Origin of the sequence: Acrocarpospora corrugata, from assembly GCF_009687845.1 — a bacterium.
Lineage (GTDB): Bacteria > Actinomycetota > Actinomycetes > Streptosporangiales > Streptosporangiaceae > Acrocarpospora > Acrocarpospora corrugata.
This window is the reverse complement of the sequence record NZ_BLAD01000028.1, coordinates 1-660: the sequence shown is the minus strand read 5'-3', so window position 1 is coordinate 660 and position 660 is coordinate 1. Positions and strand designations below refer to the sequence as shown.

Genomic DNA, 660 nt, shown 5'->3' with positions numbered 1-660 from the left:
ACCGGCCCGCCCCGGACACCCGCTACCCGCACATCGATGCGTTGTTCGGGGATAACACGGTCGACTGGTAGTTGATCGAACGCCACTGGGTCGACCTGCTGCGCACGTCCATCTCGATCCGGGAAGGCCGGGTCTCTTCGGTGACGCTGCTGCGCCGGTTGGGCAACCACTCGCACAAGAACCGCCTGTATCGGGCGTTTCGCGAGCTGGGGCGTGTGATCCGCACGATCACGCTGCTGCGGTTCTTGTCGGAACCGGGCTTGCGGGAGCAGATCACCGCGATCACCAACAAGGCCGAGGCGTTCCACGGTTACGCGGAATGGCTGATGATCGGTGGCAAGCTCATCGGCCACAACGACCCCGACCACCAGGAGCGGGTGGTCAAGTTCAACGAGCTGATGGCGAATTGCGCGATCTATTCCACCGCTTTGGACATCACGGATGTGGCCAACCAGCTCGCCGCCGAGGGCTACCCGGTCGAGCGCGACGACCTGGCCACCATCACGCCCTACATTCAGCACACCATCCGCCGCATGGGCGATCTCGTCCTCAACCTGGCCCCGCCCGAGCAAGCACCCATGACTCGGCTCGATCTGGAACCACGTGTGCTGTTCGGGCCGCGCGCGTGATCGGTGTCAGGGGGCGGGCCGCAGCCGTGGT

1 protein-coding gene is annotated in these 660 nt (G+C 65.0%); it reads left to right on the top strand.

Annotated elements, in window-relative coordinates:
• Window positions 1-71: 71 nt before the first annotated feature.
• Complete coding sequence (locus Acor_RS00170; RefSeq protein WP_246238317.1) at window positions 72-629, top strand: transposase; 558 nt, start codon at window positions 72-74, stop codon at window positions 627-629.
• Window positions 630-660 lie beyond the last annotated feature (31 nt).